General features: G+C 60.5%; 24 protein-coding genes. All 24 read left to right on the top strand.

Annotated features, from left to right (window positions below):
• Positions 1–4 precede the first annotated feature (4 nt).
• A complete protein-coding gene (locus J5Y17_RS16015; protein ID WP_219786484.1) occupies positions 5–538 on the top strand; it encodes a 2,4'-dihydroxyacetophenone dioxygenase family protein in 534 nt (177 codons plus the stop codon).
• Positions 535–1,572 carry a 2,3-butanediol dehydrogenase gene (locus J5Y17_RS16010; RefSeq protein WP_219786482.1) on the top strand — a complete coding sequence of 346 codons (1,038 nt, stop codon included), beginning with the start codon at positions 535–537 and terminating at the stop codon, positions 1,570–1,572. Before J5Y17_RS16015 ends, J5Y17_RS16010 begins: the two co-directional genes overlap by 4 nt.
• Positions 1,573–1,590: 18 nt before the next feature.
• Positions 1,591–2,358: an SDR family NAD(P)-dependent oxidoreductase gene (locus J5Y17_RS16005; RefSeq protein WP_219786480.1), complete on the top strand. Its 768-nt coding sequence runs from the start codon at positions 1,591–1,593 to the stop codon at positions 2,356–2,358.
• A gap of 55 nt (positions 2,359–2,413) precedes the next feature.
• Positions 2,414–3,694: an ABC transporter substrate-binding protein gene (locus J5Y17_RS16000; RefSeq protein ID WP_219786510.1), complete on the top strand. Its 1,281-nt coding sequence runs from the start codon at positions 2,414–2,416 to the stop codon at positions 3,692–3,694.
• Positions 3,695–3,755: 61 nt separating this feature from the next.
• Entirely contained in the window at positions 3,756–4,484 is a 729-nt protein-coding gene (locus J5Y17_RS15995; RefSeq protein WP_219786478.1) for an ABC transporter ATP-binding protein, read from the top strand.
• On the top strand, positions 4,481–5,191 hold the full coding sequence (locus J5Y17_RS15990; RefSeq protein ID WP_219786476.1) for an ABC transporter ATP-binding protein: 711 nt from the start codon (positions 4,481–4,483) through the stop codon (positions 5,189–5,191). Before J5Y17_RS15995 ends, J5Y17_RS15990 begins: the two co-directional genes overlap by 4 nt.
• Positions 5,192–5,193: 2 nt before the next feature.
• A complete protein-coding gene (locus J5Y17_RS15985) occupies positions 5,194–6,060 on the top strand; it encodes a branched-chain amino acid ABC transporter permease (RefSeq protein ID WP_219786474.1) in 867 nt (288 codons plus the stop codon).
• 4 nt (positions 6,061–6,064) lie between these two features.
• Complete coding sequence (locus tag J5Y17_RS15980) at positions 6,065–7,042, top strand: branched-chain amino acid ABC transporter permease (RefSeq protein WP_219786473.1); 978 nt, start codon at positions 6,065–6,067, stop codon at positions 7,040–7,042.
• A 223-nt stretch (positions 7,043–7,265) separates the two neighbouring features.
• Positions 7,266–8,597: an ATP-binding protein gene (locus tag J5Y17_RS15975; protein WP_219786471.1), complete on the top strand. Its 1,332-nt coding sequence runs from the start codon at positions 7,266–7,268 to the stop codon at positions 8,595–8,597.
• Positions 8,594–9,589, top strand: a complete 996-nt coding sequence (locus J5Y17_RS15970) for a HupU protein (RefSeq protein ID WP_219786469.1) — start codon at positions 8,594–8,596, stop codon at positions 9,587–9,589. The genes J5Y17_RS15975 and J5Y17_RS15970 overlap by 4 nt, the downstream gene beginning before the upstream one ends.
• Positions 9,582–11,015, top strand: a complete 1,434-nt coding sequence (locus J5Y17_RS15965) for a nickel-dependent hydrogenase large subunit (protein ID WP_219786467.1) — start codon at positions 9,582–9,584, stop codon at positions 11,013–11,015. The genes J5Y17_RS15970 and J5Y17_RS15965 overlap by 8 nt, the downstream gene beginning before the upstream one ends.
• Before the next feature lie 12 nt (positions 11,016–11,027).
• Positions 11,028–13,289, top strand: coding sequence for a carbamoyltransferase HypF (gene hypF, locus J5Y17_RS15960; RefSeq protein ID WP_255572147.1), 2,262 nt, complete (start codon positions 11,028–11,030; stop codon positions 13,287–13,289).
• A 234-nt stretch (positions 13,290–13,523) separates the two neighbouring features.
• Positions 13,524–14,657, top strand: a complete 1,134-nt coding sequence (locus J5Y17_RS15955) for a hydrogenase small subunit (RefSeq protein WP_255572146.1) — start codon at positions 13,524–13,526, stop codon at positions 14,655–14,657.
• Between the two features lie 3 nt (positions 14,658–14,660).
• Complete coding sequence (locus tag J5Y17_RS15950; RefSeq protein ID WP_219786465.1) at positions 14,661–16,451, top strand: nickel-dependent hydrogenase large subunit; 1,791 nt, start codon at positions 14,661–14,663, stop codon at positions 16,449–16,451.
• 14 nt (positions 16,452–16,465) lie between these two features.
• A complete protein-coding gene (locus J5Y17_RS15945; RefSeq protein WP_219786463.1) occupies positions 16,466–16,663 on the top strand; it encodes a hypothetical protein in 198 nt (65 codons plus the stop codon).
• A 2-nt stretch (positions 16,664–16,665) separates the two neighbouring features.
• The gene (gene cybH, locus J5Y17_RS15940; protein ID WP_219786461.1) at positions 16,666–17,448 is read left to right on the top strand and encodes a Ni/Fe-hydrogenase, b-type cytochrome subunit; all 783 of its coding nucleotides are present in this window, start codon (positions 16,666–16,668) and stop codon (positions 17,446–17,448) included.
• Between the two features lie 309 nt (positions 17,449–17,757).
• The gene (locus tag J5Y17_RS15935; RefSeq protein WP_219786459.1) at positions 17,758–18,366 is read left to right on the top strand and encodes a HyaD/HybD family hydrogenase maturation endopeptidase; all 609 of its coding nucleotides are present in this window, start codon (positions 17,758–17,760) and stop codon (positions 18,364–18,366) included.
• 1 nt (position 18,367) lies between these two features.
• Positions 18,368–18,688, top strand: a complete 321-nt coding sequence (locus J5Y17_RS15930; RefSeq protein WP_219786457.1) for a HypC/HybG/HupF family hydrogenase formation chaperone — start codon at positions 18,368–18,370, stop codon at positions 18,686–18,688.
• Positions 18,685–19,071 carry a hydrogenase accessory protein gene (locus J5Y17_RS15925; RefSeq protein WP_219786456.1) on the top strand — a complete coding sequence of 129 codons (387 nt, stop codon included), beginning with the start codon at positions 18,685–18,687 and terminating at the stop codon, positions 19,069–19,071. The genes J5Y17_RS15930 and J5Y17_RS15925 overlap by 4 nt, the downstream gene beginning before the upstream one ends.
• A gap of 25 nt (positions 19,072–19,096) precedes the next feature.
• Complete coding sequence (locus J5Y17_RS15920) at positions 19,097–19,936, top strand: hydrogenase expression/formation protein (RefSeq protein WP_219786454.1); 840 nt, start codon at positions 19,097–19,099, stop codon at positions 19,934–19,936.
• Positions 19,933–20,796, top strand: coding sequence for a [NiFe]-hydrogenase assembly chaperone HybE (gene hybE, locus J5Y17_RS15915; RefSeq protein ID WP_219786451.1), 864 nt, complete (start codon positions 19,933–19,935; stop codon positions 20,794–20,796). Before J5Y17_RS15920 ends, hybE begins: the two co-directional genes overlap by 4 nt.
• Positions 20,797–20,799: 3 nt before the next feature.
• A complete protein-coding gene (locus J5Y17_RS15910; RefSeq protein ID WP_219786450.1) occupies positions 20,800–21,669 on the top strand; it encodes a hydrogenase expression/formation protein HupK in 870 nt (289 codons plus the stop codon).
• Complete coding sequence (gene hypA / locus J5Y17_RS15905) at positions 21,662–22,003, top strand: hydrogenase maturation nickel metallochaperone HypA (RefSeq protein ID WP_219786448.1); 342 nt, start codon at positions 21,662–21,664, stop codon at positions 22,001–22,003. Before J5Y17_RS15910 ends, hypA begins: the two co-directional genes overlap by 8 nt.
• Positions 22,003–22,890 carry a hydrogenase nickel incorporation protein HypB gene (hypB, locus tag J5Y17_RS15900; protein ID WP_219786446.1) on the top strand — a complete coding sequence of 296 codons (888 nt, stop codon included), beginning with the start codon at positions 22,003–22,005 and terminating at the stop codon, positions 22,888–22,890. Before hypA ends, hypB begins: the two co-directional genes overlap by 1 nt.
• Positions 22,891–22,892 lie beyond the last annotated feature (2 nt).

The raw sequence follows: 22,892 nt of genomic DNA, 5'->3' as shown, positions 1-22,892 counted from the left end.
AAAAATGCCTGAAGCTGCAGTGAACGAGTTTTGGAAAGAAATCAAACCCATCGCAGAGGTGTTCAAACCGGACGCCGGTCGCGATGTCTATATGAGCAATGTCGCTGACGCGGACGAAAAATATTTCGTGCCTTTCACCGACACCGTTTCTTCCCGGCCCCTCTGGATTTCTCCGAGCCAGAACAAATGGTGCGATATCCTGATGGCGAAAGAGGCAGGGCTCGTGAACCGTCACTATCACCCGCATGAAGTGTTCGCATACACGATCAGCGGCAAGTGGGGCTATCTTGAGCACGACTGGACCGCGACGGCAGGGGATTTCATCTACGAGTCTCCGGGCGAGGGTCACACGCTTGTGGCCTATGACCATCCGGATCCGATGCGCGCATTTTTCATCGTGAAGGGGCCGCTCCTTTGGCTCGACGAAGACGGTGAAGTTGACGGCTACATGGATGTCCACGATTACCTGAAAATGTGCCGCGATCATTACGAGAAAATCGGGATCGGCGCAGATTACATTGATGGCCTCATCCGGTGAGCCATCTCGCCCTTCAATGGCATGGGCGGCGGGATTTGCGGGTGGAGGCGCGTGAGCGTCCTCCGCTTGCACCGGATGAGGTGCGTTTGTCCGTGGCCTATTGCGGGATTTGCGGAAGTGACCTGCATGAATATGCGCAGGGGCCGCAGGCCATCCCGACGGTAACGCCGCACCGTCTCTCCGGCGTGAAGGCGCCGCTTGTGATCGGACATGAGTTTTGCGGAACCGTCATTGAGGTCGGGTCTGATGTGCAGTCTGTCGCTCTCGGTGATCGCGTTGCGGTCGAGCCGGAATATCGGTGCGGTGTCTGCACGGCTTGCGCGCGCGGGGACTACCATCTCTGCGACGATTGGGGCTTTGCGGGGCTGATGGGGCATGGCGGCATGGCGCAAGAAGCCGTCATTCCCGCCTATATGTTGCACAGATTGCCGGACGGGGTGTCCTTCGAGGACGCCGCGCTCCTCGAGCCGGCTGCGGTCGCGCGCCACGCGATCAACCGCGCGGGCGAAGTCTACGGCGCACGCTGTGCTGTGGTTGGGGCAGGGCCGATTGGTCTTCTGCTGGTCCAGCTCCTAAAACTGTTCGGCGCGTCCGAGATCGTGGCGACCGACATGTCCGAGGCCCGTTGTGCCAAGGCATTGGCATTGGGGGCGGACAGGGCGTTCTCACCGCGCGACGAGACCCTTGCGCCCAATCACTTTGACGTGGTGTTCGAGGCGGTGGGCGTGCAATCGGCGCTGGATGCCGCGCTCACGGCGACGCGGAAAGGCGGCAAAGTTATTCTCGCGGGCCTATTCGTTGAGACGGCCCAGATGAACCTCTTCGACATGGTCAATCGGGAAGTGAGCCTGTTGACGACGCTCGGGTATCGTGACTGCTACCCGGATCTTATGGACCACATCGCGATGGGCCGGTTCGCGCCTGCGCAGATCGTCACCCGAAAGGTGCCGTTGGACAGAGCCGTGGAGGACGGCTTCGAGGCGCTTTGGGGGCGACCGGAAGAAATCAAGATTTTGGTACAGCCGAACGGCTGAAACCGAACAGGAGGAACTATGCAAAGCACACTTTTTGACGTGACGGGACGTGTCGCGGTGGTCACCGGCGGTGCGTCGGGCATCGGTTTGGGGATCGCGACAGCGCTGGCCCGTGCAGGTGCGAATGTGGTCATCGCGGACCTGAATGGCGCCGAAGCGGAGGCCGTGGCACAGAGATTGGCGACCGAAACGTCATCGGAAACGATGGGGCTGGCCGTCGATGTGACGTCAACCGAGCAGGCCGAGGCCCTGATGGCCAAGACGCTTGAGCGCTTCGGGCGGCTGGACATTCTGGTGAACAACGCGGGCATCGGCATTCATTGTCGGCCCGAAGAGATGACCATGGAGCAATGGGATCTCAACGTCGCCGTGAACCTTCGCAGCGTCTTCCATCTCTCCAAGCTGGCCTATGACAGCCTGCGCGATGGCGGTGGAAAGATCATCAATATCGGCTCCATGTATTCGATTTTCGGTGCGGGCGAAGTCCCCGCCTATGCCGCCAGCAAAGGGGGCGTGGTGCAGCTGACCAAGAGCCTCGCCGTGGCCTGGGCCGAACAAGACATTCAAGTCAATGCGATCTTGCCCGGGTGGATCAATACGGGCCTCGGCGCGCAAGGGCGTCGTGAGATGGAAGGCCTGAACGAACGGGTGTTGGCACGCACACCAGCCGCCCGTTGGGGAGAACCCGAAGATCTTGCCGGTGTGGCGGTCTTTCTGGCCTCCGACGCATCAAAATTCATCACTGGCGTCAGTATCCCCGTGGATGGAGGCTACTCGGTTGCTTGATTGAATACGGAATTCCCGGCCGGAGGAGACCGGGAGACCAAGAGAGGAGAAAACTATGAATAAGAAAACGCACAACATAGCTCACCTAAATCGAAGAGGATTTCTGAAAGCAGGGGCGGCCTCTGCGGCAGCAGTGGGTCTTTACAGCCCAGCCTTTGCAGCGGAGCGGACCATCAAGATCGGCATGGTCATGCCGCAGACCGGGCCTTTGGCCTTTTTCTCGGAGCACGTCGATTTCGTGCTCGGACAGGTGCAAAAGGCGACCGGCGGTCAACTGACCATCGACGGGCGCCAGATCCCTTTTGAAATTCTTTTGCGGGACAGCCAGTCGAACCCGAACAGAGCGTCCGAAGTCGCGGCCGAACTGATCCTCGACGAGGGCGTCGATCTGATGATCGCCGCCGCGACCCCCGAAACCACCGTACCGGTTTCGGATATGTGCGAGTTGAATGGCGTGCCCTGTGTCACCAACGACACGCCGCTTGAACCTTATTTCCAAGCGCGCGGGGGCGATCCCGACGTCGGCTTTGAATGGACGAACCATTTCTTCTTTTCCGGCACGCAATCGGCGGGCACGAACCTCAACATGTTCGGGCAAATCGCGTCCGACAAGATGGTCGGCGCGCTCTGGCCGAACGATGGCGACGGCAATGCCTTCGCGCAAAGCTATCCACCGCTGTTCGAAAGCCTCGGTTATGGCCTGTCGGATCCGGGCCGGTTTGACATGCCGCTGAGTTCCTATGCCGCAGCGGTCTCACAGTTCAAGGCCGACGGCGTCGATTTGATCTACGGTGTCATTCCGCCGCCCGAATTCACGACTTTCTGGAACGAGGCCGCCCAGCAGAAATTCCAGCCGAAATTGGTCTATGCCGGGAAGACTGTTCAATTCCCGGCCGCGATCGAACCCTTTGGGGCGCGTGCCGAAGGGCTGATCACCGAGGTCTGGTGGGCGCCGAGCTATCCCTATGCCTCGACCATGACTGGGCAGAGTTCTCAGGAGTTGGCGGATGAGTATGAGGCGGCTTCCGGGCGCCAATGGTCGATGCCGCTCGCCTATCGCCACTCGCTGTTCGAAGTGATTTTCGATGGTCTCAAGCGGGTGCAGGATCTCGACGATCCGGCGTCGATCCAGGCCGCCTTCAACGAGACCGATATGGTGTCCGTCGTGGGGCCGATCAACTTCCAGACGGGTCCGCTCCCGAATACGAGCATGACGCCGACTGCGGGTGGTCAATGGGTCAAAGGCGACAAGTTCCCGCTGAATCTGGTCATTTGCGACAATGAGTTTGCGCCAGAGGTTCCCGTTCAAGGCGAAGTGCAGCCTTTGACGTATTGAGTCTCTCCCTCAATCCGCAGGGCGGGTTGAGGGGCCTCTTTCCAACGCGATGGAGAAAATCTTGAAACCACTTCTCGAACTTCGAGGGGTCTCGAAAGCCTTTGGCGGCATCGAGGTCTTCAATGATGTCAGCCTCACGCTTGAGCCAGGGGCCCGTCTGGGCATTCTCGGCCCAAATGGTGCGGGCAAGAGCACGATGTTCAACCTGATTTCCGGCCTGCACCGTCCGACCGGCGGTGAGATGCTCTACGAAGGCCACAATCTGGTGCAAATGAAACCTTGGAACGCTTGTCGGCGCGGCATCGGGCGCACCTTTCAAATTCCACAGCCGTTTGGCGACATGACTGTCGCTGAAAACGTGATTGTCGGATGCACATCTGGCGCGGGCTTAGGGCTGCATGAGGCGCGTGATCGCGCGCATGACATTCTGGAGATGACCGGGCTCGGGGATCACCGGGACAAGTTGGCCAAGTCTTTGGCCTTGTTGGACCTCAAACGTCTGGAGCTGGCGAAAGCGGCGGCGATGAAGCCCAAGCTTTTGTTGCTCGATGAGATTGCGGGCGGATTGACCGAGGCGGAATGCGACACCCTTCTCGACATTTTGCAAAAGGTCGTGCGGCGCGACACGGCCGTGATCTGGATCGAACACGTCGTCCATGCGCTCACGCGGTTTGTCGACGAAGTCGCAGTGCTCGCCGACAAGCAGATTGTCGTGCGGGGGCAGATTGATGAGGTTTTGGAGAACGCCGAAGTGCGCCGCCTCTATTTCGGAGCGGAGGCGGAAGTATGAGCGCGTTGTTAAGCATTCGGGATCTTCATCTGAACTACGGCCAGTTCGCCGCCTTGCACGGCATGGACATCGACATCGACGCCGGTGAAATCGTCTCCGTCATCGGGGCGAACGGGGCGGGGAAAAGTTCGCTGATCCGGGGCATCTGTGGCACCGAAGGTGAGGCGACAGGCAGCATCACACTCGACGGGCGCGAGCTTTTGGGCCTGACGCCGCCGGACATCGTTCATGCCGGGATCGGTCTCGTGCCGGAGGGCCGGCGTATTTTTCCGTCGCTGAGCGTCGAAGAGAATATCCTTTTGGGCGGGCAATTGGGTCAGCTCCACGGCAAAGACCCGTGGACGCTTGATCACATCTATGAGCTGTTCCCGGACCTCGTTCCCAAACGCCACATTTCCGGGACGATGCTCTCGGGCGGCCAGCAGCAGATGATTGCGATCGCGCGCGCGTTGATGACCAACCCGCGTGTGCTTTTGTGCGACGAGATCAGCCTCGGCCTCGCCCCGACCATCATCGGGCGCCTCTACGAGCAGCTGATCAAACTTGCGTCCGAAGGTTTGGCGATCCTCGTGGTCGAACAGGCCATGCGCAAAGCGTTGGAAATTTCCGACCGGTACTACTGCCTGCTCGAAGGCCATGTGTCGTTGTCCGGGGCCTCCGATGAGGCGGATGAGACGCGTGTCGCGCAAGCTTATTTTGGGAGATAGACGTGGAACTGGTAAATACTCTTGTGCAGGGCACGCTTTTGGGCGGCCTCTTCGCGCTCTACGCGCTGGGCCTGAGCCTGGTGTTTGGCGTGATGCGGATCGTGAATATCGCGCATGGCGATTTGATCGTCCTCTTGGCCTACGTCGGTCTGACGGTGACCGATTTTTTCGGGGTTTCCATCGTCGTGGCCGCGCCTGCGGTGCTGCTTCTTGCGGCGGGTGCGGGGTGGTTTCTCCAGCGGGGACTTTTCGAATTCGTGCCGCGGCACGATCCGCTGATCCCGCTTCTTGTCGCCTTCGGTCTGTCGATCATCTTGCAGAACTTGATGCTGCTCGGATTTGGCGCCGACCCGCAAAAACTCAGCATCGGGCGTTTGGAACAAGCCAGCGTTGAAATCCTTCCCGATCTGCATGTGGGGGTCTTCTCTCTGTTGATCTTCGGGGCCGCCGTGGCCCTCATCGGAGGGTTGCAGTTGATGATCTACCGCACCTCTTTCGGGCGCGCCCTGCGGGCGGTGTCGGACAACGAGGCGAACGCCGCCATGCTGGGGCTGGATACGCGTGCGGTGTTTCGAAAGGCCTTTGTCATCGTGATGGTGACCGTTGCCATCGCGGCGATGCTCATGTCCGTGCGCGGGAACTTTGATCCGGCCAGCGGTCCGACGCGCCTGTTGACCGCCTTCGAAGCCATCGTGATCGGTGGTCTTGGCTCCATGTGGGGCACCTTGGTTGGCGGGGTCATCATTGGCATTGCGCAGATGTTGGGCGCGCAGATCGATGCCTCATGGCAGGTGCTGTCCGGCCATTTGGTCTTTCTGATCCTTCTCATCCTGCGTCCGCGCGGCCTCTTCCCCAAAAATGACGGGTGACATCATGACTTCTGGATCCCAAAAGCTTCCTCTTGCAGTCCTTGGTCTTTCCGTGGCTGTCATGGTTCCGCTCCCGTTCTTCGTGGACAATGGCACCATGCGCTATTTGACCGATCTGTTTATCATCATGTCCGTCGCTCAGTTGTGGAACCTGTTGGCCGGGTTCGGCGGCGTTGTCTCGATCGGTCAGCACGCCTTTGTCGGTGCTGGGGGCTACGCCTTCTTTGGCCTGACGACGCATCTGGGGCTGAACCCGTTCCTGAGCATGGCGCTGACACTGCCTTTCGGTGCGTTGCTGTCGCTTCCGGTCTTTGCAATCCTGAGCCGCATGCGCGTTGCCTATTTTGCCATCGGCAGTTGGGTGCTGGCGGAGGTCTTCATGTTGGTGGCCGGCAAACTTCCGGGCTTTGGCGGCGGCTCTGGCATCAGCTTGCGTCCGCAGATTGTAAAGGCCTTCGGGGCCAGCACCTCGTCGCGCGTTGAGAACATTTACTGGCTCAGCTTTGCCATTCTGGTTCTCGTGATCTTTCTGATCATCCTCGTGATGCACTCGCGCCGTGGCTATTCGCTCCGCGCGATGCGGGACAATGAAACGGCGGCCATGGCGCTCGGCGTCAATCCGAATGCGGTTAAGGCGATGCTCTTTGTGGTCTCCGGCGCGTTCCTGTCGCTTCTCGGCGCTGTGAATACGCTGCAAAAACTGCGGGTGAATCCGAGCGGCTCTTTCAGCTTGACCGACTGGACGGTGTTCATCATCTTCATGGTCGTGATCGGCGGCATGGGGCGGATCATCGGGCCGATCATTGGCGCCGTGCTCTTTGTGCTTCTTCGGGAGAACCTCTCGGGTTACGGGCCGATCTATATGATCATCCTCGGCGCAGCTGCGATTGGGATGATGCTCTTCGAACCCGGCGGCATCGCGGTGCTGGTGCAGCGCTGGAAATTGAAAAAGGCCAAGACACAGGAGTTGGAGGAGGCTTGAGTTCTCTATCCCAAGCCCCTTCCCGAGACGAAGACTGACCGACAAAGAGTTGGGGGTGCATTTTGGTCTTTTGCGATGACCGAATGCTCCCCCTTTGGCGACAGGGCGTTCATGGAATGCCCGCGCCGGATTGTCTCATTTGCCATATGCGCCAAAGCCGGGCGGCATTTCCTATTGCGTCCCAGTGTCTTGCCTGACACGCTTAGGCACCGGAGGCGATCAGATGACGAATATTTCCTCTCGACTGGGTGATGAGCTAAAGCCCGGCTTCGATGACGCGGCGTGGGTCGATGTGCTCGACGCCGTGGACAAGACCTATGCCGAGTTGGTCGATTATCAGGAACAGCTGGAAGCCAGAAATACAGAACTTTCCACGCTGCGCAGCTTCCTGCGGTCGATCATGACCTCGATCTCCGATTATCTCGTCGTGACGGACAAGGACGGGTTCATCGCCGATCTCAGCCAATCCTTTTGTGCCGCCATTGGTGGCGATAAGGACGCGTTGATCGGGCGGCCCGTCGTGGGGTTCTTTGAGGGCGAGATGCGTGATCGCATGAGTGCGGCCATGTCCGAAGTCGCGCGTGAAAAGGTGGAACAGACCTTTGAAGTCGATCTCGAAACCTTGAATGGGGCGAGCCCGGTGGACTTTCGCGTCGCGCCTCGGCTGGACCGGCGCAAACGGATCAGCGGGTTTATCCTGACCGGTCGGCCGCTCGGCGAATTGCGTCAGGCCTATCGTGAACTTGAAAGCAGCCATGAAGAGTTGAAACAGGCGCAGACCCAATTGGTGCGCACTGAAAAGCTGGCTTCTCTGGGGCGGTTGCTTGCGGGCGTGGCGCATGAGTTGAACAACCCGATTTCCTTTGTCTATGCCAACACCCATAGCCTGCAAAAATACCTCGACCGCTTTGAGTCCTATTTCGAGCAGGTGCAATCGGGCGCGAGCCGCGAAGAGCTTGTCGCCTTGCGCGCGGAACTCAAACTCGAACGTGATCTGAAAAACCTGCGTGTCGCCATCGAGGGTGCGCGGGACGGGGCCGAGCGGGTGCGCGACATCGTCGAAGACCTGCGCCGACTGTCCGCCGAAGGATCGGGAGAGGTGGCGCCCTTCGATTTGACGCAAACCGCCAAGATCGGCGCGCAATGGGTGCAGCGCGGCCTGAAGCGTCAGATGAAAATCACAGTGACGGGCGAAAGCACCTGCATGGCGCTGGGGCGTTCGGGCCATGTTCAGCAGGTGATCATGAATCTGGTTCAGAACGCCGCCGACGCGATGGAGGCCATCGAGGCTCCGGAGATTCAGGTTCGGCTGTCTTACGAAGGCGAGATGGCCGTCATGCAGGTCTGCGACAACGGGCCGGGCGTGCCCGAAGACCTGCGTGCCGCGATTTTCGACCCGTTCTTCACCACGAAAGCGGTGGGGCGTGGCACGGGGCTCGGTCTTTCGATTTCTCAAAAGATCGTCGAAGAACATGGCGGGACGCTCAGCTATGTGCAGGGGATCTCCCAAGGCGCCTGTTTCCGCCTCGCGCTCAAGAGAGGGGATCAGCGTTGAATATCCTCTGGCTGCAATCGGGGGGCTGCGGTGGCTGCACCATGTCGCTGCTCTGTGCCGAAAGTCCCAACCTCATGGACCTTTTTGATGCTGCAGGGCTTGAGTTCCTGTGGCACCCGTCGCTCTCTGAGGCGAGCGGGGCGGAGGTGCGTGATCTGTTGCAGGCCATTGAGGACGGGTCTCAGACGCTCGACATTCTCTGCATCGAAGGCTCGATCATTCATGGGCCGAAAGGCACAGGGCGCTACCACATGCTCGGGGGCACCGGGCGTTCGATGCTCGATTGGGTGCAAAGCCTCGCTCCGAAAGCCGCTCATGTGGTGGCTGTCGGCACCTGTGCGACCTATGGCGGTGTGACCTCTGCAGGGGACAATCCGTCCGATGCCACGGGCGTGCAATACGACGGGCGCCACAGCGGCGCGGCCTTGCCCGCGACGTTTCGGTCCCGCGCGGGTCTGCCCGTGATCAATATCTCCGGCTGTCCGACCCATCCCGATTGGGTGACCGAAACTTTGATGCTTTTGGCCAGCGACGCCTTGGGCGCGGAGGATCTCGACAGCTACGCCAGACCGCGCTTTTTCGCAGATAATCTGGTGCACCATGCCTGCACTAAGAACGAATTCTACGAATACAAAGCCTCGGCTGAGGAGTTGAGCCAGATGGGCTGTATGATGGAGCATCTCGGCTGTATTGGCACGCAGGCAGTGGGTGATTGCAACATCCGACTTTGGAACGGCGAAGGCAGCTGCACGCGGGCGGGCTACCCTTGCATCAACTGCACGGCGCCAGAATTCGAAGAGCCGGGGCATGGCTTTACCGAGACCCCGAAATTCGCGGGCATCCCCGTGGGCCTGCCGACCGATATGCCGAAAGCCTGGTTCATGGCGCTGGCCTCTTTGTCGAAACGTGCGACCCCTGAGCGTGTCGCGCGGAACGCGACCGCCGACCGTATCCTCGTTCCTCCCTCAGTGAAGAGCCGCAAGAATGACTGACAACACGACCCTTCTGGTTGGCCCTTTCAATCGTGTTGAGGGCGATCTTGAGCTTCGTCTCGACGTGCAGGATGGCCGGGTCGCGGCGGCCTATGCCAATTCGCCGCTGTTTCGCGGGTTTGAACGCATCATGGAGGGCAAAGGTCCGATGGATGCGCTCACCATCGTGCCGCGCATCTGTGGCATTTGCTCGATCAGTCAATCCATGGCGGCCGCGATGGCGCTTGCGGATTTTGCGGGCAAAACGCCCAGTCCGGAAGGCGCGAAGGTCGCCCAGCTTTTGCATATGGTCGAAAACGTGTCCGACCATCTCATGCATTTCAATCTCTTCTTTATGCCGGATTTCGCGCGCCCTGTGTATGCCGACCGGCCTTGGCACGGGCGCGCGTTGGACCGCTTTACGGCGGCCAAAGGATCGGCGCTGAAACGCGCGACCGAGGCCCGCGCCGGGCTGTTGCATATTGTGGGGCTTTTGGGCGGCAAGTGGCCGCACACCTTGGCGATCCAGCCGGGAGGCGTGACGCGCGCGCCCTCTGCCCGTGACAAGGTCCGCCTGTCGGCCGATCTCGCCGCCTTTCGCAGCTATCTCGAAGAGGTGATGTTCGGCGCGCCGTTGGAACGGTTTCTGGAGTTGGAGACCCTCGATCAGGTGAGCGGGTGGGAGACCGGCGATATCGCTCTGTTTTTGAACATTGCGCAGGATTTGTCGCTCGAAGGCTCAGGGCTTGCGTCCGGGCGCTATCTCTCTTTTGGGGCCTATCCCTCGCCCAGCGGCCCGGTGTTTGAACGTGGCACGCTTGTGGACGGCACCTCCGGCCCCTTGCATCCCGAGCAGATCGTCGAGGAGATTTCGCACAGCTGGATGCTGGGCGAGGCGGCACATCCGTCGAACGGCATGACCCGCCCGGATGAAGAGATGCGCGATGAGGCCTATAGCTGGTGCAAGGCGCCGCGTCTTGCCGGGCTGACCTATGAAACCGGCGCGCTCTCGCGGCAGGCGATTGATGGCCATCCTTTGGCAAAGGCGCTGGCGCGGGAGGGCTCCGTGCGGGCGCGCGTTCTGGGCCGCGTTTTGGAACTGGCCCGGACACAGGTCGAGATGGAGCGCCTTCTGGCCTCCATCGATCCGCGCGCGCCGTTTATGCGCCATGTCAAACTGCCGAGCGACGGCGAAGGCGTCGGTCTGGTCGAAGCGGCGCGTGGCGCGTTGGGGCATTGGATGCGTGTCGAGGGCGGGCGTGTGACCTCGTATCAGATCATCGCGCCGACGACGTGGAATTTCTCGCCGCGAGACGAAAGAGGCGTGCCGGGACCCGTCGAGGCGGCTCTGGTCGGCGCGCCGGTTCGCGCGGGCGAGGACACGCCCATTTCGGTGCAGCATATCGTGCGCTCCTTTGACCCCTGCATGGTCTGCACGGTTCATTGAGGATGTAAGTCTTTGAAGCCCAAAGGAGATGATACCGGCCTTGAGATCCGGGTGCGCGGTCAGGTGCAGGGCGTGGGCTTTCGGCCCTTCGTCTGGCGGCTGGCGCGTGACATGGGGCTGACCGGAGATGTGCGCAACGATGCCGAAGGTGTGCTGATCCGCCTGTTCGGTGAGGCGAAAGGCTTTGAAGAGCGGTTGCGCGCAGAAATGCCGCCGTTGGCGCGGATCGACGCGGTCGAGTGTCGTGACATTCAAGGCGCGGCGGAGGGGTTCGAAATTGTGGCCTCCCAAGCCGGCGCCGCCCGCACCCGTGTGACGCCCGATGCGGCGACCTGCGAGGCCTGTCGTCAAGAGGTCTTTGATCTCAAGGAGCGCCGGGCCGGATATGCGTTCACCAACTGCACCCATTGCGGTCCGCGGTTCACCATCGTCGAACGGCTGCCCTATGATCGCGGAAACACGACCATGGCGCCTTTCGAGATGTGCGCGGCTTGTCGCGCGGAATACGACACCCCCGAAGATCGCCGCTTTCACGCCCAGCCGGTGGCTTGCCCGGACTGCGGGCCTCAGCTGTGGCTTGAGCCAAAAGGCGAAGGAGAGCCGCTTGCTCGGGCGGCCCGCTTGCTGTGCAATGGAGACGTCATCGCGGTGAAGGGCTTGGGTGGGTTTCATCTGGCCTGTGACGCGCGGAACGCCGAGGCGGTTGTGCGGCTCAGGCAGCGCAAGCATCGACCGGCCAAGCCCTTTGCTCTCATGGGCACCATGGACATGATCCGCGACTGGTGTGAGGTGAGCGTGTCTGAAGAGGCGCTCTTGCGCGATCCGGCGGCGCCCATCGTCTTGCTGACCGCGCGGCAGATGCCCGATGGGATCGCGCCGGGGCAGAACACATTGGGTTGGATGTTGCCCTACACACCGTTGCATCACCTGTTGATTGCGGCGGTGGGCGGGCCTTTGGTGATGACCTCGGGCAACCTGTCCGGAGAGCCGCAGGTGATCGGCAACGTGGAAGCCTTGGACAAGCTATCCGACTTTGCCGATGCTTTTTTGATGCATGATCGCGACATCGCCCGGCGGATGGACGACTCGGTCGAGCGGATCACCCCACACGGGCCAATGGTCCTGCGTCGTGCCCGTGGGCGGGTGCCGGGGACCTTGCTCTTGCCCAAAGGCTTTGAGGCCGCGCCACAGATTGCCGCCTATGGGGGCCAGATGAAGGGCGCGATTTGCCTGATCAAGGACGGGCAGGCGCTTTTGGGGCAACACCTTGGCGATCTCGACGATGCGCTGTGTTTCGAGGCGTTTCTCAAGGCTGACGCGGATTATGCCGAACTTTTCGATCATCATCCGGAGGTCGTGGCCTGTGATCTCCATCCGGGGTTTCGCGCCTCGATCCATGCGCAAACCAAAGGTCTGCCGGTCGAAGAGGTGCAGCACCACCACGCGCATCTGACGGCCTGTTTGGGCGAGAATGGCTGGCCTTTGGAGGGCGGCAAGGTGGTTGGCGTTATTCTGGATGGCACGGGGTTTGGCACCGATGGCACGGTCTGGGGCGGCGAAATCCTACTTGGCGATTATCGTGGATTAGAGCGCAAGGCTTGGCTCAAACCCGCGCCCTTGATCGGGGGCGATATGGCGGCGAAAGAGCCGTGGCGCAATGCTCTGGCGCGGCTGGATCAGGCGGGGCTGTCAGATTGGGCCGATGAGGCATTTTCCGACAAACCTCTGGCGATGGCGCGGATGGCGGTCGAAAAGGGCGTGAATTGCCCGATGTCGTCGAGCGTTGGGCGTCTTTTTGATGCGGTCGCGGCCATTCTTGGGATGTGCGTCGATCGTCAAAGCTATGAGGGCGAGGCCGCAATGCGGCTTGAGGCCTTGGCGCGGACCTCCGGTGGTTTGTCGCGATACAGTCTTGCGATTGGGGTGCCGGTCGCGTCGATGGTGGGTGGAGCGCTCGATCCCTCTGAGATGATCCGGTATTTTGTCGCCAAGCGCGACGCGGGCGCTCGCGTTGCCGATTTGGCCTTCGCATTTCACCTGTGGCTCGTGCGGTGCTTTGAGGGGGCTGTGCTCTCGGCCATGGCCGGAACGGGAGCGCAGGCGGTGGCTTTGTCGGGGGGATGTTTCCAGAATGCTTTGCTCTTGGACCTGACACTCAAGTCGTTGGGCGACGCCCTGCCAAACACCCCCGTTCTGATCCACACCAAAACCCCCGCCAATGACGGTGGTCTGGCGCTTGGACAGGCTCTTGTTGCCGCAGCACGGCGTCTTTGAAGGGGCGGTAAGCTCCTTTCCGCTTCGGCGTTCTGGCGGTTAGACGCTTCCCGCCATGTCAGTTCTCCCTTTTGGCATCTTTTTGAATCTAATCAAAAAATAAGACACGACAGTTTGTCGCGCTCTGTTTGTTTTGCACCCCTCTCCCGGCGAGACTGAGGATCGAGGCATTGTATGCCATCGCATTCGCAAGTGGCCATAAGGCCCAATCACTCGCCGAGGGAGGGACGCATTTTGACCGATTTTTCGGAGACCGGGACCACGGAAAAGACCGCGGCTCAGATCGAGACGTTTTACGACGTCATGCGCCGACAAGGGATCACGCGCCGGTCCTTTATGAAATATTGTTCGCTGACCGCGGCCGCTCTGGGCCTGTCGCCCGCCTTTGTGCCGAAGATCGCGCATGCGATGGAGACCAAGCCGCGCACGCCGGTGATCTGGGTCCACGGGTTGGAATGCACCTGTTGCTCTGAAAGTTTCATCCGCTCCGCGCATCCGCTCGCGAAAGACGTGGTGCTGTCGATGATCTCTCTGGATTACGACGACACGCTGATGGCCGCCGCCGGGCATCAGGCCGAAGCGGCGCTGGAAGAGACCATCGAGAAATATAAAGGCAACTACATCCTTGCAGTGGAGGGCAATCCGCCGCTCAATGAGGACGGGATGTATTGCATCATCGGCGGCAAGCCCTTTGTCGATCAGCTCACCCATGCCGCCAAACACGCGAAAGCGATCATCAGCTGGGGGGCCTGTGCGTCCTATGGCTGTGTTCAGGCTGCGAAACCGAACCCGACGCGCGCCACGCCAGTCCATAAGGTCATCACCGACAAGCCGATCATCAAAGTGCCGGGCTGTCCGCCGATTGCCGAGGTCATGACCGGCGTGATCACCTATATGCTGACCTTCGATCGACTTCCGACACTCGACCGCCAGGGGCGGCCGGCGATGTTTTACTCCCAGCGGATTCATGACAAGTGCTATCGTCGGCCACATTTCGATGCCGGTCAGTTTGTCGAAGCCTGGGACGACGAAAACGCGCGCAAGGGCTACTGCCTATACAAAATGGGCTGCAAGGGCCCGACCACCTACAACGCCTGTTCGACCGTGCGCTGGAACGAAGGCGTGTCCTTCCCGATTCAATCGGGTCACGGCTGTATTGGTTGTTCCGAGGACGGGTTCTGGGATCAGGGGTCTTTCTATGACCGGGTGACCGATCTCACGCAATTCGGCGTCGAAGCCAATGCCGACAAGGTGGGTCTCGCCGCCGCCGGTGTGGTGGGCGCAGGTGTCGCCGCCCATGCCGCCGTATCCGCGCTAAAAACGGCGCAACGCAAAGTCCAAGACAATAAAAAGAAAGAGGAGGCGTAAACCATGGTCAGCACTCCCAACGGTTTCAACATCGACAATTCCGGCCAGCGGATCGTTGTCGACCCGGTGACCCGGATCGAAGGTCACATGCGCTGTGAGGTGAACGTCGATGAGAATGGCGTGATCCGCAACGCGGTCTCCACAGGCACCATGTGGCGCGGTCTCGAAGTGATCCTCAAAGGCCGCGATCCGCGCGACGCTTGGGCCTTTACCGAGCGCATTTGCGGTGTCTGCACCGGCACACACGCACTGACCTCTGTGCGTGCGGTGGAGGATGCTCTGGGCATCATGATCCCGGACAACGCCAACTCGATCCGCAACCTCATGCAGCTCGCGCTGCAAATCCACGATCACATCGTGCACTTTTACCATCTGCATGCTCTGGACTGGGTGAACCCGGTGAATGCCCTCAAGGCGGACCCGAAAACCACCTCCGAGCTGCAGCAGGCGGTTTCTCCGTCGCACCCTCTCTCCTCCCCGGGGTACTTCCGCGACGTGCAGAACCGCCTGAAAAAATTCATTGAAAGCGGTCAGCTTGGCCTTTTCAAGAATGGTTATTGGGACAACCCGGCCTATAAACTGCCGCCCGAAGCGGATCTGATGGCGACGACCCACTATCTGGAGGCGCTTGATCTTCAGAAGGAAATCGTCAAGGTCCACACGATCTTTGGCGGCAAGAACCCGCATCCGAACTGGTTGGTGGGCGGCGTGCCGTGCCCGATCAATGTCGATGGGGTCGGCGGTGTCGGCGCGATCAATATGGAACGGCTGAACATGGTTCAGTCGATCATCCAGCAGACGCTCGAATTCAACCGCAACGTCTATATCCCGGATGTCATCGCGATCGGCGGCTTTTATCGCAACTGGCTCTATGGCGGCGGTCTCGCGTCGAAAGCCTGTCTGGCCTACGGCGATATTCCCGAGCACCCGAATGACTTCTCCGCCGAACAGCTGCACATGCCGCGCGGCGCGATCATCAATGGCGATCTCTCGACCGTTTACGATGTCGACCCGCGCGATCCGGAGCAGGTTCAGGAATTTGTGGACCACAGCTGGTACACCTATGGCGAACCGGGCAAGGGGCTGCATCCTTGGGACGGGATCACAGAGCCGAAATACGAGCTTGGGCCGAATGCCAAAGGCACGCGCACCAATATTCAGGAGCTGGACGAGGCCGCGAAATACAGCTGGATCAAGGCGCCGCGTTGGAAAGGCCATGCGATGGAGGTGGGGCCGCTCGCGCGCTACATCATCGGCTATGCCAAGGGCCACGAGGACATCAAAGGGCAGGTCGACGGCCTGTTGCGCACGATGGATCTGCCGTTCGATGCGCTGTTCTCGACGCTGGGCCGCACCGCGGCACGCGCGCTCGAATCCGAGTATTGCTCGCGTCTGCAGCAGCACTTCTTCGACAAGCTGGTGACCAACATCAAGAACGGCGACAGCTCGACGGCGAATGTGGAGAAATGGGATCCAAGCACTTGGCCCACCGAAGCGAAAGGCGTCGGCATGACCGAAGCGCCGCGTGGGGCTCTTGGCCATTGGATCAAGATCAAGGACGGTCGCATCGAGAACTATCAATGCGTCGTGCCGACCACTTGGAACGGCAGCCCCCGCGACACGGCGGGCAATATCGGCGCCTTCGAGGCCTCGCTTTTGGACACGCCGATGGAGCGTCCGGAGGAGCCCGTGGAAATTCTGCGCACATTGCACAGCTTCGACCCGTGTCTGGCCTGTTCGACCCACGTCATGTCGCCGGATGGCGATGAGCTGACCACGGTCAAAGTGCGTTAAGGGAGGAAAATATCATGAAACTTGGTTTTGCAATCGCATCCATCACCGCGGCGCTGGCCGCCCCTGCGCTGGCCCATGAGGGCCACGCCACTCTGCCGGGAGCTGAGGGCCACACGGAGGCGCATATTGTGATGGTCGGCGTGGCGGCCGTGGTCGTTTGGCTGATCGTCAACACGGTGAAAGCGCGGGCGTCCAAGCGCAAGGAGGAGTGACGATGGCGGATCATGACTCCATTCACCATCCGAACCCCAACATGCCGCTGCCGATGGAGGCCTCGCGGCTGACCGGGGACGCACGGGACGAGGATATCGAGAGCATCCGCAATCAGACCTCGGTTTTCGTCTATGAATGGCCGGTTCGGGTTTGGCACTGGGTCAATGCGCTGGCGATCACCATTCTCTGTATCACCGGTTGGTTCATCGCCTCGCCTCTGCCGTCGATGCAGATCGCCGAAGCCACGCATCAATTCGTCATGGGCTACATCCGTTTCGGGCATTTCGCGGCGGGTATGATCGTCACGGTGGGTTTTTTCGGGCGCATCTATTGGGCGTTTGTGGGCAACCATCACGCCAAACAGCTGTTCTATCTTCCGGTCTGGAAAAAACGCTGGTGGCAGGAGGTTGTGTTCGAGCTGAAATGGTACGCCTTCCTTGAGAAAGAGCCGAAGAAATATGTGGGCCACAACCCTCTGGCGCAGACGGCGATGTTCTTTTTCATGACGCTCGGGCTGACTTTTATGATCCTGACCGGATGGGCGCTTTATTCCGAAGGCACGGGGCAGGGTAGCTTTGCGGATCATGCCGCAGGCTGGGTCCTTACGCTCTTTGGCAACAGCCAGATCGTGCATTCGGTGCATCACCTCGGCATGTGGTTCATCGTGGTCTTCATGATCATCCACATCTACGCCGCCATCCGCGAAGACATCCTGTCGCGCCAGTCCATGGTCTCGACGATGATTTCAGGCACGCGGACGTTCAAGGACACGCGCCCCGAGTGAGGGGGCGAGTCAGGCGAACATTCGGGAAAGGCGGAGCAATGCTCCGCCTTTTGTGTATTTATGGTTTCCATTTTTTACTAAAGGTGGAAAGTTAAATGTCACTCATTTTTGGCCGGGGGAGCCGAGTAGGTGAAATTTTCAAGTGTTTTTCATGGCTTAACGGTATTCCATTGTATTCCGAAAATTCGGTGAAGGTGAAAATCAGAAAGCCTATGATCGGTGAACGCAAATATCGGAAATAAACCATCCACCTTTTGAAAGACGCAAAACGCGCGACGAAAGCTGTGGATGTGACGGGAGGAAGAGCAGATGACTGCTAAGGTTCTTGTTCTTGGGATCGGAAATGTCCTTTGGGCGGACGAAGGGTTCGGCGTGCGCTGCGTCGAAACTCTGGCGGAAAGCTATGCGTTCGGGCCGGAGGTGCGGCTGCTCGATGGCGGCACGCAGGGTCTCTACCTTTTGCCGTTTCTCGAAGAGGTCGACACGCTTTTGGTGTTCGACGCCGTGGATTACGGCCTGACGCCGGGCACGTTGAAAATCGTCGAAGACGACGAGGTTCCGGCTTTTATGGGCGCCAAGAAAATGTCCCTGCACCAGACGGGGTTCCAGGATGTCATCGCGACGGCCCAACTCATGGGCTATTGTCCAGAGAAACTGATCCTGATCGGCTGTCAGCCCGAAGAGCTTGAAGATTATGGTGGCGGCCTTCGCGATGTCGTCGCTGCCCAGATCGCCCCCGCGCTCGCCATCGCGGTCGAAAAACTGCGCGCGCTCGGCATCGAGGTGCGCGAAGGCCGGACCGAGAGCAATGATCTCGCCGATCCGTCGATCCTGCGCGGGGCCTACGAAGAGGGGCGCCCCTCCGAGGACGAGGCCTGTCGTGTCGGAGACGACCGTTTCTTGCCGCAAGGCGTCTGACATGTGCGTCGGTGTTCCCATGCAAATCCTCTTTCGCGAGGACCTTGCCGCGACCGCGTTTGACGGCAAGCAGAAACACCTGATCGATCTCGCCCTCACGGGGCCGGTCGAACCGGGCACCTGGGTTCTGACCTTTCTCGGAACCGCTCGCGAGGTGATTTCGGAAGAGGAAGCCCTCAAAATTCAAAAGGCTCTGGGCGGATTGGCCGCCCTGATGGAAGGACGTGATCTGGGCGATGCTTTCGCCGATCTCGACAACCGTGAACCACAATTGCCGCCGCATCTGCAGGCCGCACTCGCCAAAGGGGAGACCACCGCATGAGCCACCCGTTGATTGATCGCCTGACCACGGAGATGGGCTGGCCGCTTTTGGAGACGGACCACGATGTCGCCGACTTCACCAACCGTCCGGGCGTGCATGTCCTGTTCATTCCGGGAGACGCGAAACGCAATCTGGAAACGGCCGATGTGGCGGTGATCCTGCCGGAGCTTAAACTGACCTTTCAGGGCAAGTTCGACTGTGCCGTCGTCGCCGATCCGATTGAGGCAAAGCTGCGCGAGGCGACCCGCGTGCTGAAAACCCCGTCTCTGTTGTTCTACCGCGAAGGCGTCTTTCTCGCGGGCATTCCCAAGGTGAGGGATTGGGACGATTACATGAGCCGCATCGCGCAAATCCTCGCGATGCCGACACCAGAAACCGCCTGAGCCAGAGAGCCTGAGGGAGACACAGATGGTCAATAACTTCCAATTGCCGCCCATGGGATATGGTCCCGGATCGCAGCCGCCCGAAGAGGATGGGACCGAGCTTGAATACATGCAGATGCCTCAGGATATGCGGACCTATACGACGCATTATCCGGAAGTGGAGCTCAGCGATGAGCTGAAGCCAGCGCTTGATCTGCTTGCCTGTCTGTCCGAGGCCTGCGTTCAGGTGGCCGAGGGCGTCGATGTCGAACCTTTCGATCTCTCGAAACTCGATGCGCCGAACCGCGCCCTGATCGCGGAAACGATGGGGTCGGGCGAGGTAGCGATGAAAGTGCGGGGCCTGCCGTCGATCAAGGTTCAGGAAAGCGTCTTCGCCGGTGTCTGGATGCTTCAGGCTGCGGGGCTTGATGCGATCGAAGTCGGGAGCGTGCCGCGCATTGCGCGAACCTCGGCTTTCAAACCGATGCGGGCCGGGCAGGGCGCAGATGCGCCGCGCAATCCGGCAGTGGTCAACGCGCCGCCGCTTCTGGTCGAGCTTGAGGACAAATCCAAAGCCTATGTGCCCGGCGCGGACGCACATGTGATCAACCTGACGCTTTTGCCTCATACCGAAGAAGACCTTGTTTGGCTCGACGTCGCTTTGGGGCAGGGCGCGACCGACATCTTGTCGCGGGGCTACGGCAATTGCCGGGTGACAGCGACGGCCTTGCCGCATGTTTGGCGCGTGCAGTTCTTTAATTCGATGGACACGCTCATTCTCGACACGTTCGAGGTCACCGAGATGCCCGAAGTGGCGCTGGCGGCCAATGAGGACTTGATCGACAGCGGCGAGCGTCTTCGCGAAGTGTTGGAGGCCATCCAATGAACGGGGCTGGGGCGACAATCGGGTTCGAGGGGTCCTTTCTCGGGGCCAATGATAAAATCTCCGATCAGGCGATCATGGAGTGCAAAATCTGCTGGACGCCCTACGATCCGGCAGAGGGGGACGACACGCGGCAAGTGCTCCCCGGCACCCCGTTTCTCGCCTTGCCAGACGATTGGAAATGCCCCAATTGCGATGCGCCCAAGGAACAATTTCTCGTCTCCGAAGACCCCGGCTCGGACGCGATGCAGGCCGCGGCCCGGCTGGCGCGGCGCACCGAGGCTTTGGTCCGCGATTTCACCGAGGTTTGGCACGCCAAGATGCGCGACGTTCCGATCGTCAACAAGGTGCTGCATGTGCAGGCCGTGGGGTTCATGGAATATGAGGGGCGGCCCTTGGGCGTTCTGATTTCGCCGTGGTTCATGAATCTCGTCCTCTTGCCGGGCGAAGGCGAGGATTGGGATGGCCTCAAGGCGGGCGAAAAAGAGGTCTTGTCTTTTCCCTCCGGGGACTATGAATTCATCCACAACACGCGCGAGCAAACGGGCGGATATAAGGCCTGCTCCCTGTTCTCTCCCATGGGGGATTTCAAAACACAGGCACAGGCCGTTGACGTTGGCAACGCGGTGATGGTCGCCCTGTTTCAGGAAGAACACCGGGCTGAGACGGATCGCAGCGCGGACATCCGGGCGGCACGCGAAGAGGAGTTGGCCGCAGCCGAGGCGGCTGAACGCGAGGCGGCTGAGCGTGAAAGCCGTGCAGAGGTGATGTCCGACGCGCCGACGCGCCGTCAGATTTTGACCGCCGGGCTGAGCGAAACATCAGAGCCCAAAGACGTGATTGCCACCGAGGAGACCGAATAAACTATGTCTGTCACCGCGTTCGACACAGGCGATTTGCGCGCGACGCTGCCCCCAGCTTTGCCGGTGGCCAAGCTCGTGATCGGCAAGCCTGTCGAAGAGGTGGCGGCCTTGGTGCCTCGGGTGTTCAACCTGTGCCGGAGCGCTCAGGAGCTCGCCGTGAACATGGCGCTGGGCCTGCCGGTCAGGGGGGATATGACGGCCACTTTGGCACAGGATTTTGCGCGCGATCATCTGGTGCGCCTGGGGGTCATCTTGCCTCGACACCTCGGGCTGGACCCGCTGCCCATCGCTCAGGGGGCTGACGCTCTGTTGCCAGCACGCCTTCCTGAGACCTCCGTGGAGTTCGACGCATTTCTTCAAAGTGACAAGGGCCTCGGGGCTGTTTTGCGCCGCCTCAGAGGGCTTTTCGACCCCGGAGAGGCCACCGCGCAGGTCGGGGCTGTGACCGATCAATACGTGACGCAGGCCGGCGCCTGCGAAAACTCCGTGGCGGCGCGGCAGTCCACGCATCCGCTGATGCTGGCCCTTGAGACGTCGCAGGGTCGCGGTCCCTTGTGGCGGGCCGTGGCGCGGATGGTGGATCTCGCGGCCTCTGCGCACGGCGATATGCCCGCGCCCAAGAGACTCGCCCAAGGGTGGGTCGTCGTCCCCGCCTCACGCGGCGCCTATGCGATGCGGGCGCAGGTCGAGGCGGGTGTCGTCACGCAGCTCGAACGCGTCACGCCGACCGATCACATGATGGCACCGGGTGGGATTATGGCGCAGTCTTTGGCCAGCCTGCCCGAGGCGAAACACGCGCTGGCGCCGCTTGTGGTCGATGTGCTCGACCCGTGCAGCCCCGTGACCTTGAGCGGAGGACGGAGGCATGCATGAGATGTCGCTTTGCGAAGGCATTCGTTCGGTGATCGAGGATGCTGCCGTGAAAAACAAATTCAGCGGCGTGAAAACCGTGCGCGTCGAGATCGGCAAATTCGCAGGGGTGGAAAAGCCCGCACTTGAGTTTGCCTTTGAGGTGGTGATGCGCGGCTCTGTCGCCGAAGGCGCGATCTTGGAGATGATCGACCTGCCAGGGGCTGCGATGTGCTACGACTGTATGAAGCAGGTTGAAATCGAGAACCGGCTCGACCTCTGCCCGATCTGTGGCGGGGGCAAGCTGATGCCCATCGGGGGCGACGAAATGAGGATCAAGGACTTGGAGGTGCTCTGATGTGTACTGTATGCGGATGCGGAACGGCGAGTGTGGAGGGCCACGGTCACCATCATGATCACGGTCATCATCATGACCACCCCCATGATCACAACCATAGCCACAACCATGGCCACAGCCACGCTCATGACCACCATCACCACCATCACGGTGATGACATGCATTTCGGACAGGGGCCTGCGGGCGTCGAAGTGCCGGGCATGTCGCAAGAGCGGCTGATCGAGATCGAGACGGACATTCTCGCGAAGAACGACCGCTACGCCGAGGCAAACCGCGCGGCTCTCTCCGCTCTGGGCAGCTTTGCGATCAACCTCGTCTCCTCTCCGGGCTCAGGCAAAACCACGCTGTTGTGCAAGACCATCGAGATGCTGGGTGACCAACCTTTGGCCGTCATCGAGGGCGATCAGCAAACCGCCAACGATGCCGAACGCATCCGCGCGACAGGCGCCAAGGCGGTTCAGGTCAACACCGGCAAGGGCTGTCATCTCGACGGGCATATGGTCGGGCACGCGATGGAGCATCTGTCGCTGGGTCAAAACGCCATGCTCTTTATCGAGAACGTCGGCAATCTCGTCTGCCCCGCCGGGTTCGATTTGGGCGAAGATTGCAAAGTGGCGGTGATTTCGGTGACCGAGGGCGAAGACAAGCCCCTGAAATACCCCGACATGTTTACCGTCTCCGAGATCGCGCTGCTCAATAAGGTCGATCTTGCTCCCTATTGCGATGTCGATCTCGATCTCTACGAGGCCAACTTGCGGCGTGTTAATCCGGGCATCGAAATTCTGCGCATCTCGGCCAAGACCGGCGAAGGCATGGAGGCTTGGGTCCAATGGCTGCGTGATCGTCTTGCGGCAAAGCCGGCCGCAGCATCGGTCGCGCAGGGCTGATC

This window comes from Celeribacter sp. PS-C1, assembly GCF_019429625.1.
In the GTDB taxonomy this organism is placed as follows: domain Bacteria; phylum Pseudomonadota; class Alphaproteobacteria; order Rhodobacterales; family Rhodobacteraceae; genus Celeribacter.
This window is presented reverse-complemented; position numbering and strand designations above follow the sequence as displayed.